This is a genomic window from Halomonas sp., assembly GCF_033549285.1.
Lineage (GTDB): Bacteria > Pseudomonadota > Gammaproteobacteria > Pseudomonadales > Halomonadaceae > Halomonas.
The window spans coordinates 1-20,448 of record NZ_JAWSUJ010000048.1 but is presented as its reverse complement, the minus strand read 5'-3'; the positions used below and the strand labels follow the sequence as shown (position 1 = coordinate 20,448).

Below are 20,448 nucleotides of genomic sequence, written 5' to 3'. Positions count from 1 at the left end.
CTTACGGCTTACGGCTTACGGCTATGAGCTCTTGGCGCTTCTTCCGCTGGCGGGCCAGCGCCCAGCGCACGTGCTCGCGCACCAGGTCGGAGGGGTAGGGCAGGCGCGCCCACAGGGCGGCCTCCACGGCCTCGCTCCAGGGGGCGTTGCCGAGCCCCACGGCGAGGTTGCGCAGCCAGCGCTCGTAGCCGATGCGGCGGATCGGGCTGCCGGCGGTCTTCTCCAGGAACTCCTCCTCGCCCCAGGCGAACAGCGAGACCAGGCTCGCGCGGTCCAGGTCGTGGCGGGGAGCGAAGTCGGCCTCGCGGGAGACCCGGGTGAAGCGGGTGAAGGGGCAGACCAGCTGGCAGTCGTCGCAGCCGAACACTCGGTTGCCCATGGCCGCACGAAAGCGCTCGGGAATGGCACCGTGAAGCTCGATGGTGAGGTAGGAGATGCAGGCCCGGGCATCCACCACCCGGTCCTCGACGATGGCGCCGGTGGGGCAGGCGGTGCGACAGGCGCTGCAGCTGCCGCAGTGGTCGCCCTCGAAGGGGGCGTCCACCGGCAGCGGCAGGTCGGTGTAGAGCTCGCCCAGGAAGAACAGCGAACCGGCCCTGGGGTTGAGCAGCATGGCGTTCTTGCCGAACCAGCCCAGTCCCGCCTTGCGGGCCAGGGCTCGTTCCATCACCGGGGCGGAGTCGACGAAGGCGCGGTAGCCGAAAGGGCCGATCTCGGCCTCGATCCATTTTGCCAGGGTGGCCAGCCGCTTGCGCATCAGCTTGTGGTAGTCGCGTCCGGTGGCATAGCGGGAGACGTAGGCGGTCTGCGGCTGGCCGAGCACCTTCGCCGTCTCCACCTCGGCGGGCAGGTAGTCGAGGCGCACGCTGATCACCCGCACGGTGCCGGGGACCAGCTCCGCCGGTCGGGTGCGCTTGGTGCCGTGCTTGGCCATGAAGCCCATCTCGCCGTGGTGGCCGGCGGCCAGCCAGCGCGTCAGGCGCTGCTCGTCCTCGGCCAGGTCGACGTCGGTGATGCCGAGCTGCTGGAAGCCGAGCTCTCGGCCCCAGACCTTGATCCTCTCGGCGAGGCCGGTCATGTCGGGTTCGTCACCCGGAGCGGACACTGGGGTCATGATCGAGAAAACACCATGCAGATCGGCCCCGTGACTTGGCGTGGGGCGCAGAGAATTTACACTCGGTATGGTAAAGCATCCCGAACGAGGAGACACCGGATGACCCGGGAAGCCGCACAACCCGAGACGCAGTCGCGGCCGCTCTATCGCGCCGACCAGGTGCGCGAGCTCGACCGGCGCACCATCGCCGCCGGCATCGAGGGCTTCGCCCTGATGCAGCGCGCGGCCGCGGCCGCCTGGCAGAGCCTCAAGGCCCGCTGGCCCGGGGTGCGCTCGCTCAGCGTGCTCTGCGGCGGCGGCAACAATGGCGGCGATGGCCATGTGCTGGCGGCGATGGCCGCCGCCGAGGGACTCACCGTGCAGCGCATCCTGCTCAAGCCGCGCGACGCGTTGTCCGGCGATGCCGGGCGCGCCGCCGACATGGCCACGGCGGCCGGGGTGGAGGCCGTGGCCTGGCGCTCGGATCTCGTTCTCGAGGGCGAGCTGGTCGTCGATGCCCTGCTGGGCACCGGCCTCGGCGGCGAGGTGCGCGGCGAGGCCCGAGAGGCGATCGAGGCCATCAACGCCAGCGGCCTGCCGGTGCTGGCCATCGACATTCCCTCGGGGCTGCATGCCGACACCGGTGCCGTCCTCGGCACGGCGGTGCGGGCGTGTCGCACCGTGACCTTCATCGGCGACAAGCTGGGCCTGTACACCGGGGCGGCGTCGTCTCGGGTGGGGGAGGTCGACTTCCGTGCCCTGGGCGTGGATGCCGAGGCCGAGGCGGACCTCCTGCCCGCGGCCCGCCTGCTGGATGCCGGACTGATCCCGGCCTGGCTGCCGCCACGGGAGCGCAGCGCCCACAAGGGAGACTTCGGCCATGCGCTGGTGCTGGGCGGGGCGCCGGGCTTCGGCGGGGCGGCGCTGCTCGCCGCCGAGGCCTGCGCGCGGCTGGGCGCCGGCAAGGTGAGCCTGGCCACGGCCCCCGAGCACGTGACCGCGAGCCTGGTGCGCCGTCCCGAGGTGATGGTCCACGGCATTCGCGGTGCCGGGGATCTCGATGGGTTGGCGGATCGCGCCGACGTGCTGGTGGTGGGGCCGGGGCTCGGCCAGGGCAGCTGGGGGCAGGGTGTGCTGCAGGCGGCCCTCTCGGTTGGGAAGCCGATGGTGGTGGACGCCGACGCCCTCAACCTGCTGGCGACACGCTTCAGCGGCCAGCGCCGCGAGGAGTGGGTGTTGACGCCGCACCCCGGCGAGGCCGCCCGCCTGCTGGGGCTCTCCGCCGGCGAGGTCGAGGCCGACCGGCCCGCGGCGGCCCTGGCCCTGCAGCGGCGCTACGGCGGGGTGGTGGTGCTCAAGGGCGCCGGCAGCCTGGTGGCCGGCCCCAGGGGGCTCGCTGTCTGTCCCCACGGCAATCCGGGCATGGCCAGTGGCGGCATGGGCGATGCGCTCTCCGGCATCCTGGGTGCGCTCCTGGCCCAGGGGCTCCCCCTCGAGGCGGCTGCCCGGCTCGGCGTGCTGGTGCATGCCCTGGCCGCCGACATGGCGGCCCGGCAGGGGGGAGAGCGTGGCCTGCTGGCCGGCGATCTGGCATCCTGTGCACGAATTCTGGTCAACCCGACGATGGGCGAGGACGATGCAGCTGCGACTCGATGACGAAGACCGCCAGGTCGCCTTCGGCGAGTGCCTGGGGCGGGCCCTGGAGGGCCATGGTCGCGTGCACCTGACCGGCGAGCTCGGGGCCGGCAAGACCACCCTGACACGGGGCATCCTGCGGGCCTGCGGCCACCAGGGGGCGGTCAAGAGCCCCACCTACACCCTGGTGGAGCCCTACGAGCTGGACGAGATCCGGGTGTACCACTTCGACCTCTATCGTCTGGGCGACCCCGAGGAGCTGGAGTTCATCGGCGGCCGCGACCTGCTCGCCGAGGACGCGCTCTGCGTGATCGAGTGGCCGGAGCGGGGCGAGGGCTGGCTGCCGGCCCCGGACCTGGCGGTGGTCCTGCGGCTGGCCGGCAGCGGGCGCGAAGCGACGCTCGAGGCCGGCAGCGAGCATGGCCGGGCGGTGCTGGCGCGCCTGGCGACGATGCCGGTGCTGGCCGGCTGGATCCTGGACAGGGAAGGTGAAGCAGCGCGATGACACGCATCAGACCGCCAGGGCGCCTGCTGGCCGGGCTGGGAGGGCTGCTGCTGTGGCTCGCCAGCGGCCTGGCCGATGCCGCCAGTGTCGACAACCTGCGCCTCTGGGCGGCGCCCGACCATGCGCGCCTGGTCTTCGACCTCTCCTCCCCGGCGCGGGCCAATGTCTTCAGCCTCGACAATCCGCGCCGCCTGGTGATCGACCTCGACGACAGCCAGCTCAATGCCAGCGTCGACCGGCTGGACCTCGAGGGGAGCGCCATCAGCACCCTGCGCACCGGTGTGCGTGATGGCAATGGCCTGCGGGTGGTGCTGGAACTCGAGCGGGAGGTCGAGCCCCGCCACTTCACCCTGGCGCCCAACGACCAGTACGGCCATCGCCTGGTGGTGGACCTGGAGTACCCCGGGGAGAGCGCCGTGGAGGATCCCATCGACCCCATCGAGGCGATGATCCGCGAGCAGGAGATTGCCGCCGACCGTGCCCGCAGCGAGGCGGTGGCAGAGGGCCGCAACCCCGCCGATATCGCCGCCGCCCAGGTGCTGGAGCCGGCCAAGCCGCATCCCAGGCGCGACATCATCATCGCCATCGATGCCGGTCACGGCGGCGAGGACCCGGGCGCGATCGGCCCGTCCGGCACCCGCGAGAAGGATATCGTGCTGGAGATGGCCCAGCGTCTGGCGCGGCTGGTCAATGCCGCGGAGGGGTTCCGGGCGGTGATGATCCGCGACGGCGACTACTACGTCGGGCTGCGCCAGCGGACCCGCATCGCCCGGGAACAGAAGGCCGACTTCTTCGTGTCGATCCATGCCGATGCCTTCAACAGCCCGCGGCCCAACGGCAGCTCGGTCTATGCGCTGTCCCAGCGGGGGGCCACCTCGGAGACCGCCCAGTGGCTGGCCGCCAGCGAGAACGAGGCCGACCTGATCGGCGGGGTCGACGGCAGCCTGTCGCTGGACGACAAGGACGAGGTGCTGCGCGGGGTGCTGCTCGACCTGACCATGACGGCGACCCTCAACGACTCCCTGACCATCGGCGGCCAGGTGCTCGACCAGCTCGGCCGGGTCAACCGGCTGCACAAGTCGCGGGTCGAGCAGGCCGGTTTCATGGTGCTCAAGTCGCCGGACATCCCCTCGCTGCTGGTCGAGACCGGCTTCATCTCCAACCCCGACGAGGAGCGCCGGCTGCGCGACGGCGGCTATCAGCAGAAGATGGTCGAGGCGGTGTTCGGCGGCATCCGCGGCCACTTCCAGCGCAACCCGCCACCGGCCAGCCTGCTGGCCTGGCAGCGTGACCGCAATCGCAGCCCCGAGGGCAACGAGTATCGCATCCAGCCCGGCGATACCCTCTCGGAGATCGCGGCCCGTCACGGCGTGCCGGTGGCCCAGCTCAAGCAGGCCAACGAGCTCAACGGCGACGTGATCCGGGTCGGACAGGTGCTGCGCATCCCCCGGACGTGAGGCCGGCGTACCCCCTTCAGACCCGGAACCCTCGGAGCGACATGTCAGAGAAGCGACACATCCAGATCCTCGATCCCCGCCTGGCCAACCAGATCGCCGCCGGCGAGGTGGTCGAGCGGCCGGCGTCGGTGGTCAAGGAACTGGTGGAGAACGCCATCGACGCCGGCAGCCGACGCATCGAGGTCGAGCTGGAGAACGGCGGGGCCCGGCTGATCCGCGTGCGGGACGACGGCAGCGGCATCGGCGAGGCCGACCTGCCGCTGGCGTTGTCGCGCCACGCCACCAGCAAGATCGTCTCCCTGGAGGAACTCGAGGGCGTGGCAAGCCTGGGCTTTCGCGGCGAGGCCCTGGCCTCGATCAGCTCGGTGGCACGCCTCGAGCTGGTCTCCAACACCGACGAGGACCCGCGCAGCGGCTGGCGCGTGGTGGCCGAGGGGCGGCGCATGGAGCCGCGCGTGACCCCGGCCCCGCATCCGCGGGGCACCTCGGTCTCGGTGCGTGATCTCTTCTTCAACACTCCGGCACGGCGCAAGTTCCTGCGTACCGAGAAGACCGAGTTCGGCCACGTCGAGGAGGCCTTCCGGCGCCAGGCGCTGTCGCGCTTCGACATCGGCTGGGTGCTGCGCCATAACCACAAGACCCTCCACCAGCTGCCGGCGGGCGATGACCCGGTGGCCCGTGAGCGTCGCCTCCAGTCCCTGCTCGGCAAGGCCTTCCTGGAGAATGCCCTGCACCTGGACCTGGAGGTAGGGGGGCTGCGGCTGTGGGGCTGGGTCGGGCTGCCGACCCACTCGCGCGCCCAGGCCGACCAGCAGTATTTCTTCGTCAACGGCCGCGTGGTGCGCGACCGCCTGGTCGCCCATGCCATCCGCCAGGCCTACCGCGACGTGCTCTTCCATGGTCGCCACCCGGTGTTCGTGCTCTACCTCGAGGTCGACCCAAGGGTGGTGGACGTCAACGTCCATCCCACCAAGCATGAGGTGCGCTTCCGCGACGGGCGAATGGTCCACGACTTCCTGTTCTCGAGCCTGCACCGCGCGCTGGGCGAGGCCCGGCCCGGCGAGGGTGGCGAACGCGACGAGGCCAGCGAAACGCCTGAGACGGCGGACGGCGTGCGCGAGGCGGCGCCGGCCTGGCAGCAGCAGCCGATGGCGCTGCCGGGGCACGCGGAGCGTGACGGGGCCCGTGATAGCGTGACGCCCGACCGGGTGCGGGCCTTTATGGAGGGCTACCGTGCGCTGCACCCCGACCACGAGGAGCGCCTGCTGACTCCCCAGCCGGCCGCCCCGGCCCCCGGCGGCAGCGCCGCGGGCGTGGCCCTCGAGGAGCGTCGCACCGCGCAGGCGGCCCGTGCCCCGCGCCCGGCGATGCCCGAGGAGGACGCGACCCGTGCGCCACCGCTGGGCTATGCCGTGGCCCAGCTGCACGGGGTCTATATCCTCGCCCAGACCGAGCGCGGCCTGGTGGTGGTGGACATGCATGCCGCCCACGAACGCATCGTCTACGAGCGGATGAAGGCTCAGGTCCACGGCGGTACGGGAGACGGCGGCGGGCTGCAGGCCCAGCCGCTGCTGGTGCCGGTGTCGCTGGCGGCGAGCCCCGCCGAGGTGGCCACCGCCGAGGCCGAACATGACGCCTTCGCGCGCCTCGGCGTGGAGCTCGACGTGGCCGGTCCCGAGACCCTGCTGGTGCGCCAGGTCCCGGTGCTGCTCGCCGAGGCCGACGTGGAGCCGCTGGTGCGTGACATGCTCGCCGACCTGGAGCGCTACGGCCGCTCCGACCGGCTCGAGGCGCGCATCAACGAGCTGCTGGCGACCATGGCCTGCCACGGCAGCGTGCGGGCCAACCGCCAGCTGGGGCTCGAGGAGATGAATGCCCTGCTGCGCGACATGGAGCGCACCGAGCGCAGCGGCCAGTGCAACCACGGCCGTCCCACCTGGACCGAGATGAGCATGAAGGAGCTGGACCGCCTCTTTCTGCGCGGTCAGTAGACCCATGAGCGATACGCGCCCCCCCGCCATCCTGCTGATGGGGCCTACTGCGGCCGGCAAGACCGACCTGGCCATCGAACTCCACGAGCGGCTTGGGTGCGAGCTGATCAGCGTCGACTCCGCCATGGTCTACCGCGGCATGGACATCGGCAGCGCCAAGCCCTCGCCCGAGGAGCTGGCCCGGGCGCCACACCGGCTGATCGACATCCGCGACCCCGCCGAGCCCTATTCCGCCGCCGACTTCCGCGAGGACGCCCTGCGCGAGATGCGCGCGATCCGCGACACGGGCCGGGTCCCGCTGCTGGTGGGCGGCACCATGATGTACTTCAAGTGCCTGCTCGAGGGGGTGGCCAACCTGCCCGCCTCGGACCCGGCGGTGCGCGCCGAGCTGGAGGAAAGGGTGGCGCGTCTCGGCCTGGCGGCGCTGCATGAGGAGCTGGCCCGGGTCGATCCGCTCTCGGCGGCGCGCATCCATCCCAATGATCCCCAGCGGCTGATGCGGGCGCTGGAGGTCCATCGGCTGGCGGGCCGCCCGCTCAGCGAGCTGTGGGGCGAGCAGCGCCGTGAAACCTTTCCCTGGCGTACGCTGTCGATAGGCCTCGCGCCGTCTGACCGTGGCGTGCTCCATGCGCGCATCGCCCGGCGCTTCACGGCGATGCTCGATGCCGGGTTCCTCGACGAGGTGGCGGCCCTGAAGGCGCGCGGCGATCTGGATGCCTCGCTGCCCGCCATGAAGAGCGTGGGCTATCGTCAGGCATGGGCCTGCCTGGAGGGCGAGTTCGGGCGTGGCGAGCTCGAGCGGCGCGGGATCATCGCCACCCGGCAGCTGGCCAAGCGCCAGCTGACCTGGATGCGCAGCTGGCCGGGGCTCCACTGGGTCGACAGCCTGGGCCCCGATCCCCTGGGCGAGGTCTTGAAACTCGTGCGCGAATTCGGCACTTAGCGTAAGATGGGCCTTTCGGTGGCCGGGTGAACAGGCCCCTCAGGGTATCCAGCGTTGCCCCCTGGCGGGAGCGACGACGACCGACATAACATCAACCCCCAGAGACACTTCAGGGAGAGCAACATGTCCAAAGGGCAGTCCCTTCAAGACCCGTACCTGAACATCCTGCGCAAGGAGCGCATTCCGGTATCGATTTTCCTGGTCAACGGCATCAAGCTGCAGGGCCAGATCGAGTCCTTCGACCAGTTCGTCATCCTGCTGCGCAACACCGTCAGCCAGATGGTCTACAAGCACGCCATCTCCACCGTGGTGCCGTCGCGCAACGTGCGCCTGCCGGCCCCGGACGCGCAGCCGGACCCTGATGCGTGAGGTATTGATTGTTTTTTGAACGTCCCGACGCCGGCGAGACGGCGATCCTTGTCCATGTGGATTTCCAGGACGAGCAGGAGCGCGAGGATGCGGGTGAGTTCCTCGAGCTCGTGCGCTCGGCCGGCGCGGAGCCGGCCACCCTGATCACCGGCAGTCGCAAGCGCCCCGATTCCCGCACCTTCGTGGGCTCGGGCAAGCTCGAGGAGCTGCGCGAGGCGAAGGCGGTGCATCACGCCGAGCTGGTGATCTTCAACCATGGCCTGAGCCCCTCCCAGGAGCGCAACCTGGAGCGCGAGCTCAAGTGCCGGGTGATCGACCGTACCGGCCTGATCCTCGACATCTTCGCCCAGCGTGCCCGCACCCATGAGGGCAAGCTGCAGGTGGAGCTCGCCCAGCTCGAGTACATGTCGACGCGCCTGGTGCGCGGCTGGACCCACCTGGAGCGCCAGAAGGGCGGCATCGGCCTGCGGGGGCCGGGCGAGACCCAGCTCGAGACCGACCGCCGCCTGCTGCGGGCACGCATCAAGGCGATCCACAAGCGGCTCGACAAGGTGCGCAGCCAGCGCAGCCAGAATCGTCGGGCCCGTTCCCGGGCGGAGATCCCCAGCGTCTCGCTGGTGGGCTACACCAACGCCGGCAAGTCCACGCTCTTCAACGCCCTGACGTCCGCCCGGGTCTATGCGGCCGACCAGCTCTTCGCTACCCTCGACCCGACGCTGCGTCGCCTGGAGATCGAGGATGTGGGACCGGTGGTGCTCGCCGACACCGTGGGGTTCATCCGTCACCTGCCCCACAAGCTGGTCGAGGCCTTCCGCGCCACCCTGCAGGAGGCCGCCGAGGCCTCGCTGCTGGTGCACGTGATCGACGCCGCCGACCCCGACCGCGAACTCAACGTGGCCCAGGTCGAGGCGGTGCTCGACGAGATCGGCGCCCTGGAGGTGCCGACCCTCAAGGTGATGAACAAGATCGACCTGCTCGACAGCGCACCGCGCATCGAGCGTGACGGGGAGGGCCGGCCCGAGGTGGTCTGGCTCTCGGCCCGCGAGGGCAAGGGGCTCGAGCTGCTGGAGCAGGCGCTTTCGGAGTGCCTGGCCGATGACATCATCGACTTCGAGCTCTGCCTGGCCCCGGAGCAGGGCAGGCTGCGGGCCGGGCTGCACGACCTCGGTGCGGTGCGTGGGGAGCGCTTCGACGACGCGGGTCACACCCTGCTGGAAGTGCGCCTGCCACGGCGTGACTTCCTGCAGCTGATGGCGCGGCTGGGCGAGCGTGCCGACGACTACCTGCCGGCGGCGCTGCAGGCGCCGCCGGTGTGGGAAGCGTGACGTGAAAGGTCCGGTCCGCTGGCGGGCAGGCCAGCAGCCACAACATGATGACAGGGACGTCGGGCCGCGCCGGGCGATCCCCGCAGGTTCGCAACCGACGTCCGTCGCCGGCACTGCCGGTGGTGGAATGCAACGCATAGTGGAGACGACGTATGGCCTGGAATGAGCCTGGTGGTGGCAACCAGCACGACCCCTGGAGCGGGGGTGGCCGCGGTGGCAGTGGCGGCGGGGGTAAAGGCGGCGGCAATCAGGGGCCGCCCGACCTCGACGAGGCCCTGAAGAAGTTTCAGGACAAGCTCAACAGCATGCTGGGCGGCCGCGGGGGCAAGAAGGGCGGTTCCGGCGGCAAGGGCGGCGGTGGCAAGCCCCGCAATGCCTTCACCCTGCCGGGCCTGCTGATCGTGGTCGCCCTGGCCATCTGGGCGGCCTCCGGCTTCTACCTGGTCGACCAGTCCGAGCGCGGCGTGGTGCTGCGCTTCGGCAAGTTCCAGGAGGTCGTCACGCCCGGTCTGCAGTGGAACCCGCCGCTGATCGATGACGTGCGCATGGTCAACGTGACCCGCGTGCGCTCGCTGACCCAGACCCAGTCGATGCTGACTCGCGACGAAAACATCGTCGAGGTCGAGATCTCGGCCCAGTACCAGGTCGCCGACCCGCGCGACTTCGTGCTCAACGTGCGCAACCCGCAGCTCTCCATCGAGAACGCCCTGGACAGTGCGCTGCGCCACGTGGTCGGTGGTACCGACATGATCGACATCCTGACCTCCGGGCGCGAGATCCTCGGCAGCTCGGTGGCCAGTCGCCTGCAGTCCTACCAGGACAACTACGGCACCGGGATCCGACTGCAGACCATCAACATCGAGTCCACCTCGGCGCCGGACCAGGTCATCGATGCCTTCGACGACGTCATCCGGGCCCGCGAGGATCGTCAGCGCACCATCAACCAGGGCATGGCGTACGCCAACGCCATCATCCCCGAGGCCCAGGGCCAGGCCCAGCGCATCGTCGAGCAGGGCCAGGGCTATCGCGAATCCGTGGTCGCCGAGGCCCGGGGTCAGGCTAGCCGCTTCAATGCGCTGCTCGGCCAGTACGAGACCGCGCCATCGATCATGCGCGAGCGCCTCTACCTCGATGCCCTCAGCGAGGTGTTCGCCAATACCTCGAAGGTGATGGTCGACGTGGCCGACGACAGCCCGCTGATGTACCTGCCCCTGGACCAGCGCCCCGGTGGCGGCAGTGCCGGCAGCGATGCCAGCCAGGGCGAACAGGGCGAGCTGGATCCCCGCGTGCTGGAGCGCATGCGCTCCAGCCAGTCGTCGAGCAGCAACAGCAGCAACAGTGGAATCCGCAGGGAGGGCCGCTAAATGATCAACAATCGATCCCTGCTCATCGTCGGTGGCCTGGCCGCCGTGGCGTGGCTTGCCAGCAACAGCCTCTACGTGGTCGACGAGACCGAGCGTGCCGTGAAGCTGCGCTTCGGCGAGATCATCGAGGAGAACATCCAGCCCGGCCTGCACTTCAAGGTGCCGATCACCCAGACGGTGCGCACCTTCGACACCCGGCTGCTGACGCTGGACACCGACCCCAGCCGATACCTGACCCTGGAGCAGAAGGCGGTGATCGTCGACTCCTACGTCAAGTGGCAGGTGGTCAATCCGACCCAGTACTACGAGGCCACGGCGGGCGACGAGCTGATGGCCAGCCGGCTGATCCAGCCGCGGGTCGACGAGAGCCTGCGTAACGAGTTCGGTCGTCTCGACCTGCAGCAGATCATCGCCGAGCGCCGCGATGACCTGATGACCGGACCCACGGCGGATCTCGATGCCTTGCTGCGCGACGAGCTCGGCGTGGCCATCCGTGACATCCGGGTCAAGCGAATCGACCTTCCTCAGGACGTCTCCTCGGCGGTCTATGACCGCATGCGTTCCGAGCGTGAGCGCGAGGCCCGCGAGTGGCGTGCCCAGGGCCAGGAGGAGGCCGAGCGGATCCGCGCCAACGCCGATCGCCGCCGCCAGGTGCTGCTGGCCCAGGCCAACGAGCGCTCCGAGACCCTGCGCGGTGAGGGCGACGCCGAGGCGGCGGCCATCTTCGCCGACGCCTACGGCAAGGACGAGGAGTTCTTCAGCTTCTGGCGCAGTCTCAACGCCTATCGCGACAGCTTCGCCGGTGACGACAACATGCTGGTGCTGGATCCCTCCAGCGACTTCTTCCAGTACCTCAAGAGCCCCCAGGGCGGGGCCGAGTGACGGGCCCGGCGGGCGGTTCGCCGCCCGCCGGCCAGGGTTCAACCGGCCCGCAAACGTGGTAGAATCCTTAAACCGGGCGTGGCCCGGTTTTTTTGTGGCCTCTCCACTCCCGGCGTTCCCGTTCGCCAGCACGCCTCGCGCGACTCGGGCTCGTCGCAGGCCAACCATCGTCTTGCAGGATGAACGACATGACCATCGCTGACCGCTGGCTGCTCCCCGACGGCATGGACGAGGTACTGCCGCCCCAGGCCAGTCGCATGGAGGAGTTGCGCCGTGCGCTGCTCGACCTCTATCACCGCTGGGGCTACGACCAGGTGATGCCCCCGCCGGTGGAGTTCCTGGACTCCCTGCTTACCGGCACCGGCACCGACCTCGATCTGCAGACCTTCAAGCTGACCGACCAGATGACCGGCCGCCTGATGGGGGTGAGCGCCGATGTCACCCCCCAGGTGGCGCGCATGGATGCCCACTCCCTGCGCCGCCAGGGCCCGGTGCGGCTCTGCTACTGCACCAACGTGCTGCGTGCCAAGGCCGACCAGCACCAGGGCGGCCGCAGCCCGGTGCAGGTCGGCGTGGAGCTGTTCGGTCACGCTGGCCTTGAGGCCGACCTGGAGATCCTGCGCCTGGCACTGGCCAGCCTCGAGACCGCCGGAGCGACGGAGATCCACCTGGCGCTGGGCCATATCGGCATCTACCGTAGCCTGGTGCAGGCCGCGGGGCTGGATGCCGACCAGGAGCGTGCGCTCTTCGACGCCCTGGCCCTCAAGTCGCCGGGCGAGCTGGCATCGCGCGTGGAGGAGAGTGTCCGCGACCCGGGGCTGGCGGCGATGTTCCGCGCCCTGGGCGACCTGCACGGGGGGCTCGAGGTGCTGGAGGCGGCGCGCGAGGCCTTCGAGGAGGCGCCCCAGCCCGTGGGCGCGGCGCTGGACCAGCTGCGTGCCCTGGTCGACGGGGTGCTCGCCGAGTACCCCGGGGTCGAACCCTACTTCGACCTGGCCGAGCTGCGGGGCTATCAGTACCACACCGGCATGATGTTCGCCGCCTACGTGCCGCACTACGGCCAGGCGCTGGCCAAGGGGGGGCGCTACGATGACACCGGCCGCGCCTTCGGCCGTGCCCGGCCGGCGACGGGCTTCTCCATGGACCTCAAGCTGCTGGCCACCCTGGCACCCGAGGAGCCGGAGCCGGACGGCATCTGGGCGCCGGCCGAGGGCGAGGGACTGGCGGAGGCCCTGCAGGCGCTTCGCCAGCAGGGTGAGCGGGTCGTCCAGGCGCTGCCCGGGCAGCGCACCGGGCCGGCGGAGCACCGCTGCGACCGCCGGCTGGAACGTATCGACGGTCGCTGGGAGCCGCGTCTCCTGGAGACTTCACAGGACCGGGCCTGAGGGCCCGCGGTCAATGACCTCGGCCCTGGGCCTTTCCACGGGCGCGGTGCCGCAACGAGAGACGAGAGCACAATGGGCAAGAATGTAGTCGTACTGGGTACCCAGTGGGGTGACGAAGGCAAGGGCAAGGTCGTCGACCTGCTCACCGAATCCGCGTCGGCGGTGGTGCGTTTCCAGGGCGGTCACAACGCCGGCCATACCCTGGTCATCGACGGCGAGAAGACCGTCCTGCACCTGATCCCCTCGGGCATCCTGCGCAACGACAAGATCTGCGTGATCGGCAACGGCGTGGTGCTGTCGCCGGAGGCGCTGATGGAGGAGATCCGCGAGCTGGAGAGCAAGGGCGTGCCGGTGCGCGAGCGCCTGCGCCTGTCGCCGGCCTGCCCGCTGATCCTGCCGTACCACGTGCGCCTGGACCAGGCCCGCGAGAAGGCCCGTGGCATCGCCAAGATCGGCACCACTGGCCGCGGCATCGGCCCGGCCTACGAGGACAAGGTGGCGCGTCGCGGCCTGCGCCTTGGCGACCTGCTCCACCGCGAGCGCTTCGCCTCCAAGCTCGGCGAGGTGCTCGACTACCACAACTTCGTGCTGACCCAGTACCACGGCGAGAAGCCGGTGGACTTCCAGCAGGTGCTCGACCAGGCGATGGCCATGGCCGAGGAGCTGCGGCCCATGGTCTGCGACACCGTGGGCCTGGTCCACGAGATGCGTCGTGCCGGTGAGAACATCCTCTTCGAGGGGGCCCAGGGCTCGCTGCTGGACATCGACCACGGCACCTATCCCTTCGTGACCAGCTCCAACACCACCGCCGGCGGCACCGCCACCGGCTCCGGGGTCGGGCCGCTCTACCTGGACTACGTGCTGGGCATCACCAAGGCCTACACCACCCGGGTCGGCTCCGGTCCCTTCCCCACCGAGCTGTTCGACGACCACGGCCGCCACCTGGCCGAGAAGGGCCACGAGTTCGGGGCCACCACCGGCCGCGCGCGCCGCTGTGGCTGGTTCGATGCCGTGGCCCTGCGTCACGCCGTGCAGATCAACTCCGTCTCCGGCCTCTGCCTGACCAAGCTCGACGTGCTCGACGGCCTGGAGAACATCCGCGTCTGCGTGGGCTATCGCAGCAAGGACGGCGAGGTGCTCGATACCCCGGTGGACTCCGAGGGCTATGAAGCCATCGAGCCGCTCTACGAGGACCTTCCGGGCTGGAGCGAGTCCACGCTGGGGGCGCGTCGCGTCGAGGACCTGCCGGCCAATGCGCGCTCCTACATCAGCTTCCTGGAAGAGAAGGTGGGGACCTCCATCGACATCATCTCCACCGGTCCGGACCGCAACGAGACCATCGTGCTGCGCAACCCCTTCGACGGCTGACCGCCGCCTCGACAGTCCCGCTGAAACGCGAAGGCCGGCCCCCTCGAGGGCCGGCCTTCGCGTTGCTTGGACGATAGCGAATCAGTCCGCCGCGGCCACCTTCAGGGCCTCGGCGGCACTCTCGTCGGAGAGCAGCTCGTGGAGGGTCTCCAGCGCCATGCCGCTGTCGCCCTCCATCACGCCGTCGAGCCACACCAGGGCCTGCTCGCGGCTGGCATTCTCCAGCCCGTTGGCGGCCAGGTAGGCCTTGGCCAGCGCCAGGCGGGCGCTGGGGTGGCCCTGTTCGGCCGCCTTCAGCAGGTAGTCGGCGCCCTGGCGGACATCCTGCTCGAGGTTCTCGCCACGGATGTACTCCCGTCCCAGGGTGGCCATGGCCCCGGGGTGGCCCTGGTCGGCGGCCTCCTCGAGCAGGGTCCGGCCGCGTTCGCCGTCCCGGGGGACGCCGTTCTCGCCGCGCAGCAGCACGCGACCGAGGTTGGCGCGGGCGGAGAGGTCGCCGCTCTCCACGGCACGGTTCAGCCACTCCTTCGCCTTCTGCGGGTCGGCCTCCACGCCATTGCCGGCCAGGTAGGCCTGGCCCAGCAGCTGGGCGGCATAGGGGGTGCCGGCCTCGGCCGAGGGGCGCAGGTAGGCGATGCCCTGCTCGGGGTCGGCGGCGACATGCTTGCCCTCCAGGTAGGCGCGCCCCAGGGTCAGCCGGGCTCCCTGATGTCCCCCATCGGCGGCGGTGCGCAGCAGCGTCATGGCCCGCTCGGGGTCGCTGTCGAGGAGCATCTCGCCGAGCTCCGCCCTGGCGCCGTTGTGGCCGGCATTGGCGGCGCGGGTGAGCCAGCTCCGGGCGTGCTCGCGGTTCTGCTGCACGCCCTGGCCCTCGAGGAAGGCGCGCCCCAGGTCGGCCATTGCGCCGGGGTGGCCATCCTCGGCGGCCTCGATCAGGGCCCGGATGTCGCCCTGGGCCCCGCGGTCGCGGTTGACGCGGGTCATCGCCTCGTCGGCGGAGGCGTGGCCCGCCTGCCGGGCGCGGGCCAGCCACTCGCTGGCCTTGTCCAGGTCCCGGGGGAGGCCTCCCTCGCCCTTGCGGTAGGCGCGGCCCAGCACCACCATGGCGTAACCGTCGCCCTGCTGTGCGGCCTGCTGCAGCAGTTGCACGCCCCGCTCCGGCCGGGCCTCCAGGGGGCCCTCCAGATAGGCCGCGCCGAGCGCGGTCATGGCGGAGGTCTCGCCGGCGTCTGCCGCCGCCTGCAGCAATTGCTCGCCACGGCTGGGATGGAGGGGCAGTGTCTCGCCCTCCAGGTAGGCCTGGCCGAGTAGCGCCAGGGCGCCGCTCTGTCCCTGGTCGGCCGCCTGGCGCAGCAACGTCTCGGCCTGCTGGGGATCGGCGGTCACCCCGCGGCCCCTCAGATATGCCTCGCCCAGCTGCTGGGTGGCCCAGGGATGGCCCTGCTCGTGGGCGCGTTCCAGGTAGTCGACGGCGATGAAGGGCTGGCTGGGGGAGAGCTCGTCATTCATGTAGAAGTCGCCCAGCGAGGCGAGGGCCAGGGGATGATCCTGTGCCGCCGCTTCCTCGAGCTGGGCCACACCGCGGCGGGGATCCTCGCCCTCGATCAGCAGGCGCCCCAGGTGCACCCGGGCGTCCGTGGAGCCCTGCTCCGCGGCCCGGGTCAGCCACTGGCGCGCCTCGCCGGGGCGGCGGTCGACCAGGAACCCGCCCAGCTTGGTCATGGCATCGACATCGCCGTTGCTGGCCGCCTCCTCGAGCATCGCGATGCCTTGCCGGGTCTCCCCGGCGTCCAGCATGGCGCTCCCGGCATTGCCCAGCGCATCCTCGTCACCGGCCTCGGCCGCCTGGCGCAGCCAGTGCAGGCGCTGTTCGGGCTGGTCGCCGAGAAGGCCGTCGGGGGCATGCAGGCCCGCCAGGCGTTGCATGGCATCGGTCTCGCCGGCCGCGGCGCGCTTCTGCAGCGCCTCGGCGTAGCGCTGGGCATAGTCCATGGCGCGTTCGGGCTTCTCGTCGAGCCAGCCGCCGGGGGCATGGGCCTCGGCCAGCGCCCTGAACGCCTCCTCCTGGCCCTGCTCGGCCTCGATGGCATAGAGCCTGGCCGCCCGCTCGGGGTTCGCCGACACCCCGTCGCCGCCTTCCCGCAGCAGTTCTGCCAGCATCACCCGCTCGTCGCGGCCCACCTCCTCTTCCACGGCCAGGCGCAGCAGGTGGTAGGCGAGCAGGTCGTTGCGCTCGACCCCGTCGCCCTCGCGATAGAGCTTCGCCAGGTTGAGCGCGGCATGGCCGCGAATGTAGGAGGGAGTGCGCACCGCCCGGGCGTAGTGCTCGGCCGCCCGGGCAGGGTCGCGTGCCATCGCCTCACCCTGGTCGTAGAGCTTGCCCAGCTCGTAGTGCGCCTGGGGAAAGCCCTGGTCGGTCAGCGAGGTGAGCAGCCGGATCGCCTCACGCGGGTTGCCGGCGGCGGCCGCTTCGTCGGCCTTCTCGACGGTCTGCTTGTGCATCCACTCGAGGTTGCGCGGCTGGCCATCCTCGAACCAGGCCTGGTAGCGCTCGGGCAGGGGGGCGGTGGCCTGGGGGGCATTGTCGGTGACGGCGCATCCCGCGAGCAGCACCAGCAGGCTGGCCGAGGCCATCAGGCGCAGGCCCCGGGCATGCGGGAGGACGGTGATGTCAGTCGGGGTGGTGTTCATGGTGTTGGGTCCTCGCGGTGATCGATGGATGACGGCTGACAGCGGGGCATCACTCCTGCCCCAGCCCCTTGAAGGCGGTGGTCTCCTGCTTCTCCTCGTCGAGGGCGACATGCTGCTGTGCCTCGGGATCCATGAAGTAGAGGGTCATGTAGCCGCCGGCACTGCGGTTGTAGAGGGGACGTACCCGACGGATGAAGTCCTCGACGCGGGGATCGTCGAAGCGTTCGAGGTAGATCTCCATCCAGGTGAAGTACTGGGGGTCCTTGAGAAAGCCGGTGTACTGCTCGAGGGGGGCGTAGTCGCCCAGGGCGGCCGGGTCATCGAGGATCGCGAAGAGGAACTCGATGGCGTCATGGATGGTGCGGCCGTCGATCTCGAGTTCGAAGATGTCGTAGCCCTGACGGGCGATGACCTGCATGTTGGTGATCAAATAGAGCAGGCCATAGTTCTGGTAGTGGGTGGCGCGCCGTCCCCGGGAAACCTCCAGCGGGAAGGCGCCCTCTTTAGTCATGTCGTGCAGCGCGGCATGGATGGCGCTGACCCCGAAGCGGAACAGTTCGTTGTCCTCGGTCAGCACGCCGACCATGCTGGCGTAGAGCGCCCGGCGGTAGAAGTGGTTGTTGCAGCAGCTGTTGCCCTCGCCACCGGGGATGTCGGCGTGCTGGTGGGCCAGGCCGTTGAGCCACGCCTCGACGCGCTCGCGCTCCTCCTCCATGCCCTCGACGAAGGGGCGCACGTTGGCATAGGCCATGGCGGCGGCGAAGATCATCGATTCGGTGGCGAACCAGGCCTGGGGCTCGAGGGAGTCGTAGTAGAAGTCGGTCAGCGCCTCCTGCTGTGCCCAGTGGTCCAGGAAGCGGACCAGGCACTCGGCATAGTAGTCGTCGCCGCTGGCGACGAAGCTGCCGGCCAGCATCGAGACGTTGTCCTCGAACTGGAACAGCGGCTCCGAGGCGAGCTCCCAGGCCTCAGGGTTGGGGTAGTAGCCGGGGACGCGCAGGTGGGTGGTGATGGGCTCGTACTCCATCATCTGCTGGCAGCTCGGCCCCGGGGAGAGGTCGTCGATCTCCTGGAGCAGGATGGCATTGTCGGTGGACGCGAGTTCCTCCATGCGTGCCGCCACATCGAAGTAGCCCGCATCGGGGGCGGTGACGCGATAGTCCGAGAGGTCGAGTGCCTCGCGCTCCTCGATGGTGAGGATGCCCATCTCCTGGGCACCCGCGCTGCTCGACAGCCCGGCGAGCAGCAGGGCCAGGGCAGCCGTGAGCGGCCGATGGGTCAGTCGGGGACGGGCATGGGGCATGGCAGAGGTGACTCCTTGTGATACGGGACGCGCCTCGCTCAGGGCGAGGGGGCGTAGAAGCGAAAGGCGGCGAAATCGGCATGCTGGTCGACGGGGGTGCGCCACTCCTCGCCGTTGCCGCCGAAGAAGGTCGAGAACATCAGACCATCGATGGTTACCTCCTCGGTGGTGCGGTAGACGATCTCGCTCTGTTCGAGCACCGGGACGCCGTTGATCCACACGCGGGCCAGGCCGTCGGCCTCCCCCGGCGTGTTGAGCACCAGTTCCTGTTCGATGGTGACCCACTCGCCGGTGGGGAAGCTCCACAGCCCGCGGCCCACGGAGGCGCCGAACTCCTCGTCCTGGCTGGCCACGTATTCGTAGAGCTCGCCCTGGCCGGCCTCGCGCCACATGAAGCGCATCGAGAAGCCACTCTCGCCGTCGACCTCCTCGCCGCCGCTGGGGGCCTCGCCGCCGAAGAGGCCCGGCAGCTTGCCGCCCTTGACGAAATCAAACCCCGGCTGGAAGCGCACCTGGTAGGTCAGGCAGGCGCGCTCGGCCCCGGTCAGGCCCGCTGGTTCGGCGTAGAAGCCGGCGCCCCCCTCCTTGGTGTCTCCGGGGGAGGAGGTGCCCTCGGGGTAGTGGACACGCAGGCCGGGCTCGTCGAGGCCCGTGGCGCCGGCGTCGAGCAGTTCGACATTGTCCTCGACGCCCCAGTCACTGTTGGTGCCGAAGCCCTGGCGGATACCCGCCTGGGCATCCTTGGCGGCGAGGTCCGGCTGCGGCGTGGCCACCGGCGGGTAGCGCTCCGAGCAGGGCTCGACCCGCGGATAGGAGAGGGTTGGCTCCTTGCCCTCCTGCGCCGGGGCACTCGTCGAGGCGAGGCCCGCCAGCAGGGCCGCGAGGGCAAGGGCGCGGCGGCGGTTACGTGGGTGTTCCATGCTCATGGTGTCTCCTTGACGAAGGGCCGCGGCGCCGGGGCGCCGCGGCGAAGGCGGGATGGGATCACCCCGCCTCGCGTTGCTCGTCCTCCTGGGTGACGGCACGATAGACGCGCTCGCCGAACTGGCCGACGGCCCGCATTCCCTGCCAGACCCACTCGGCGGTGGCGCCCAGCAGCGGGGCCTCGGTGAAGCGCACGTCCGCCGGCTTGCCGACGCTCTCGGCCGGCAAGGTCTTCTCCGGCACCAGCAGCACGCTTGCCACGTTCTGCTGCTGGCGGACCCAACTGGGGAAGCCGGCACGCGGCTGACGCTCGACGTCCAGTGCCACGTTGCGGACTCGGGCGCGGATCGGGGTCGAGGCGTTGGGCAGCGAGACGTAGGCCGTCTGGTTGGGCTCGATGCGATCGATGTCGTCCATGTGGACCAGTGCCTCGACCATGACATCGTCCTCGCCAGTGCGGATCAGGGTCATGATCCGCTCGCTCTCGTTGACGTAGGTGCCGTCGGCACTGCTCAGGGCCCAGGCCACGAGGCACTCGCACGGGCTGTAGATGTCGTTGCTGGCCTGGCGAGCCTCCAGGGCGGTGATGCGCGAGCTCTCCAGGTCGCGTGCCGTCTCGAACTGGTCGATGCGCGCCTGGGCAATCTCCGGCGACACCGTCTCGAAGCTCATGGCATCGCCGCTCTCGGGACGCGCGGAGCTGGCGATGCTGACCTGACCGCCGCCGGCCGACTGGAGATGCTCCTTCAGGTTCGCGATCAGCTGCTCGTTGTAGTTCAGCGAGGCCCGGGAGAGGATCAGCTCCGACTCCAGGTCGCTGTTGGCGATGCTGGTCAGCTCCTGGTCGCGCTCGACCCGGTCGCCGGCCTGCAGGTCGTGGGCCTCGAGGATGCCGGGGCCGGGAGCGCGGATGTCGATCCGTGGCGCGGTGACCGCGGCGAAGCTCGGCTCGATCAGCATGAAGTTGCGGTAGGCCGTGGCCGCGGCGGCGATGGCGAGGATCGCGATGGCGCTAAACAGCAGCACGTAGCGCCCCTTCGGCTTGGGCGGGCGCGACGGGGGCAGGGGCGTGGACTGGGCCGCCTTGCGCTTGCGCGGTGTCTGCGGGTCCTCGCCCTCCATCAGCGACTCGATGCTGGCCTGGCGACCGGTCAGGCAGCTGCGGACCACCTGGCGCAGCAGCTCGCGATGGGGCGGGTCGATATCCGTGATC

At 70.3% G+C, this 20,448-nt stretch carries 16 protein-coding genes; 11 read left to right on the top strand and 5 right to left on the bottom strand.

Going from position 1 to position 20,448, the window contains the following annotated elements:
* Position 1 precedes the first annotated feature (1 nt).
* Entirely contained in the window at positions 2 to 1,114 is a 1,113-nt protein-coding gene (gene queG, locus SCI24_RS12070) for a tRNA epoxyqueuosine(34) reductase QueG (protein WP_318725609.1), read from the bottom strand.
* Positions 1,115 to 1,213: 99 nt separating this feature from the next.
* On the opposite strand from queG, the gene SCI24_RS12065 reads away from it, so the two are divergent.
* The 11 genes from SCI24_RS12065 to SCI24_RS12015 all read left to right on the top strand — a co-directional run bounded on the left by SCI24_RS12065 (position 1,214) and on the right by SCI24_RS12015 (position 14,317).
* Positions 1,214 to 2,749: an NAD(P)H-hydrate dehydratase gene (locus tag SCI24_RS12065; RefSeq protein WP_318725608.1), complete on the top strand. Its 1,536-nt coding sequence runs from the start codon at positions 1,214 to 1,216 to the stop codon at positions 2,747 to 2,749.
* Complete coding sequence (gene tsaE / locus SCI24_RS12060) at positions 2,730 to 3,233, top strand: tRNA (adenosine(37)-N6)-threonylcarbamoyltransferase complex ATPase subunit type 1 TsaE (RefSeq protein ID WP_318725607.1); 504 nt, start codon at positions 2,730 to 2,732, stop codon at positions 3,231 to 3,233. The genes SCI24_RS12065 and tsaE overlap by 20 nt, the downstream gene beginning before the upstream one ends.
* Positions 3,230 to 4,690, top strand: coding sequence for an N-acetylmuramoyl-L-alanine amidase (locus tag SCI24_RS12055; protein ID WP_318725606.1), 1,461 nt, complete (start codon positions 3,230 to 3,232; stop codon positions 4,688 to 4,690). Before tsaE ends, SCI24_RS12055 begins: the two co-directional genes overlap by 4 nt.
* A gap of 41 nt (positions 4,691 to 4,731) precedes the next feature.
* Positions 4,732 to 6,681, top strand: coding sequence for a DNA mismatch repair endonuclease MutL (mutL, locus tag SCI24_RS12050; protein ID WP_318725605.1), 1,950 nt, complete (start codon positions 4,732 to 4,734; stop codon positions 6,679 to 6,681).
* 4 nt (positions 6,682 to 6,685) lie between these two features.
* Positions 6,686 to 7,624 carry a tRNA (adenosine(37)-N6)-dimethylallyltransferase MiaA gene (miaA, locus tag SCI24_RS12045; RefSeq protein WP_318725604.1) on the top strand — a complete coding sequence of 313 codons (939 nt, stop codon included), beginning with the start codon at positions 6,686 to 6,688 and terminating at the stop codon, positions 7,622 to 7,624.
* A gap of 123 nt (positions 7,625 to 7,747) precedes the next feature.
* Entirely contained in the window at positions 7,748 to 7,993 is a 246-nt protein-coding gene (gene hfq, locus SCI24_RS12040) for an RNA chaperone Hfq (RefSeq protein ID WP_106229908.1), read from the top strand.
* An 8-nt stretch (positions 7,994 to 8,001) separates the two neighbouring features.
* Positions 8,002 to 9,318, top strand: coding sequence for a ribosome rescue GTPase HflX (gene hflX, locus SCI24_RS12035; RefSeq protein ID WP_318725603.1), 1,317 nt, complete (start codon positions 8,002 to 8,004; stop codon positions 9,316 to 9,318).
* A 152-nt stretch (positions 9,319 to 9,470) separates the two neighbouring features.
* Positions 9,471 to 10,682: an FtsH protease activity modulator HflK gene (hflK, locus tag SCI24_RS12030; RefSeq protein ID WP_318725602.1), complete on the top strand. Its 1,212-nt coding sequence runs from the start codon at positions 9,471 to 9,473 to the stop codon at positions 10,680 to 10,682.
* On the top strand, positions 10,683 to 11,564 hold the full coding sequence (hflC, locus tag SCI24_RS12025; RefSeq protein ID WP_318725601.1) for a protease modulator HflC: 882 nt from the start codon (positions 10,683 to 10,685) through the stop codon (positions 11,562 to 11,564).
* 188 nt (positions 11,565 to 11,752) lie between these two features.
* Complete coding sequence (locus tag SCI24_RS12020) at positions 11,753 to 12,949, top strand: ATP phosphoribosyltransferase regulatory subunit (protein ID WP_318725600.1); 1,197 nt, start codon at positions 11,753 to 11,755, stop codon at positions 12,947 to 12,949.
* 72 nt (positions 12,950 to 13,021) lie between these two features.
* A complete protein-coding gene (locus tag SCI24_RS12015; protein ID WP_318725599.1) occupies positions 13,022 to 14,317 on the top strand; it encodes an adenylosuccinate synthase in 1,296 nt (431 codons plus the stop codon).
* Between the two features lie 81 nt (positions 14,318 to 14,398).
* Here SCI24_RS12015 and SCI24_RS12010 read toward each other — a convergent pair whose 3' ends face one another.
* The 4 genes from SCI24_RS12010 to SCI24_RS11995 all read right to left on the bottom strand — a co-directional run.
* Positions 14,399 to 17,008: a tetratricopeptide repeat protein gene (locus SCI24_RS12010; RefSeq protein ID WP_318725598.1), complete on the bottom strand. Its 2,610-nt coding sequence runs from the start codon at positions 17,006 to 17,008 to the stop codon at positions 14,399 to 14,401.
* Between the two features lie 49 nt (positions 17,009 to 17,057).
* On the bottom strand, positions 17,058 to 18,311 hold the full coding sequence (locus SCI24_RS12005) for an alginate lyase family protein (protein WP_318725597.1): 1,254 nt from the start codon (positions 18,309 to 18,311) through the stop codon (positions 17,058 to 17,060).
* A gap of 38 nt (positions 18,312 to 18,349) precedes the next feature.
* The gene (locus tag SCI24_RS12000; RefSeq protein ID WP_318725596.1) at positions 18,350 to 19,237 is read right to left on the bottom strand and encodes a polysaccharide lyase; all 888 of its coding nucleotides are present in this window, start codon (positions 19,235 to 19,237) and stop codon (positions 18,350 to 18,352) included.
* A gap of 58 nt (positions 19,238 to 19,295) precedes the next feature.
* Positions 19,296 to 20,448 (bottom strand): HlyD family efflux transporter periplasmic adaptor subunit (locus SCI24_RS11995; protein ID WP_318725595.1); only part of this gene is annotated, 1,153 nt, incomplete at its 5' end.

Bases quoted from the DNA above. Each gene is read 5' to 3' on its own strand.
- queG (WP_318725609.1), bottom strand. From the start codon at position 1,114: ATGACCCCAGTGTCCGCTCCGGGTGACGAACCCGACATGACCGGCCTC.
- SCI24_RS12065 (WP_318725608.1), top strand. From the start codon at position 1,214: ATGACCCGGGAAGCCGCACAACCCGAGACGCAGTCGCGGCCGCTCTAT.
- tsaE (WP_318725607.1), top strand. From the start codon at position 2,730: ATGCAGCTGCGACTCGATGACGAAGACCGCCAGGTCGCCTTCGGCGAG.
- SCI24_RS12055 (WP_318725606.1), top strand. From the start codon at position 3,230: ATGACACGCATCAGACCGCCAGGGCGCCTGCTGGCCGGGCTGGGAGGG.
- mutL (WP_318725605.1), top strand. From the start codon at position 4,732: ATGTCAGAGAAGCGACACATCCAGATCCTCGATCCCCGCCTGGCCAAC.
- miaA (WP_318725604.1), top strand. From the start codon at position 6,686: ATGAGCGATACGCGCCCCCCCGCCATCCTGCTGATGGGGCCTACTGCG.
- hfq (WP_106229908.1), top strand. From the start codon at position 7,748: ATGTCCAAAGGGCAGTCCCTTCAAGACCCGTACCTGAACATCCTGCGC.
- hflK (WP_318725602.1), top strand. From the start codon at position 9,471: ATGGCCTGGAATGAGCCTGGTGGTGGCAACCAGCACGACCCCTGGAGC.
- hflC (WP_318725601.1), top strand. From the start codon at position 10,683: ATGATCAACAATCGATCCCTGCTCATCGTCGGTGGCCTGGCCGCCGTG.
- SCI24_RS12020 (WP_318725600.1), top strand. From the start codon at position 11,753: ATGACCATCGCTGACCGCTGGCTGCTCCCCGACGGCATGGACGAGGTA.
- SCI24_RS12015 (WP_318725599.1), top strand. From the start codon at position 13,022: ATGGGCAAGAATGTAGTCGTACTGGGTACCCAGTGGGGTGACGAAGGC.
- SCI24_RS12010 (WP_318725598.1), bottom strand. From the start codon at position 17,008: ATGAACACCACCCCGACTGACATCACCGTCCTCCCGCATGCCCGGGGC.
- SCI24_RS12005 (WP_318725597.1), bottom strand. From the start codon at position 18,311: ATGCCCCATGCCCGTCCCCGACTGACCCATCGGCCGCTCACGGCTGCC.
- SCI24_RS12000 (WP_318725596.1), bottom strand. From the start codon at position 19,237: ATGAGCATGGAACACCCACGTAACCGCCGCCGCGCCCTTGCCCTCGCG.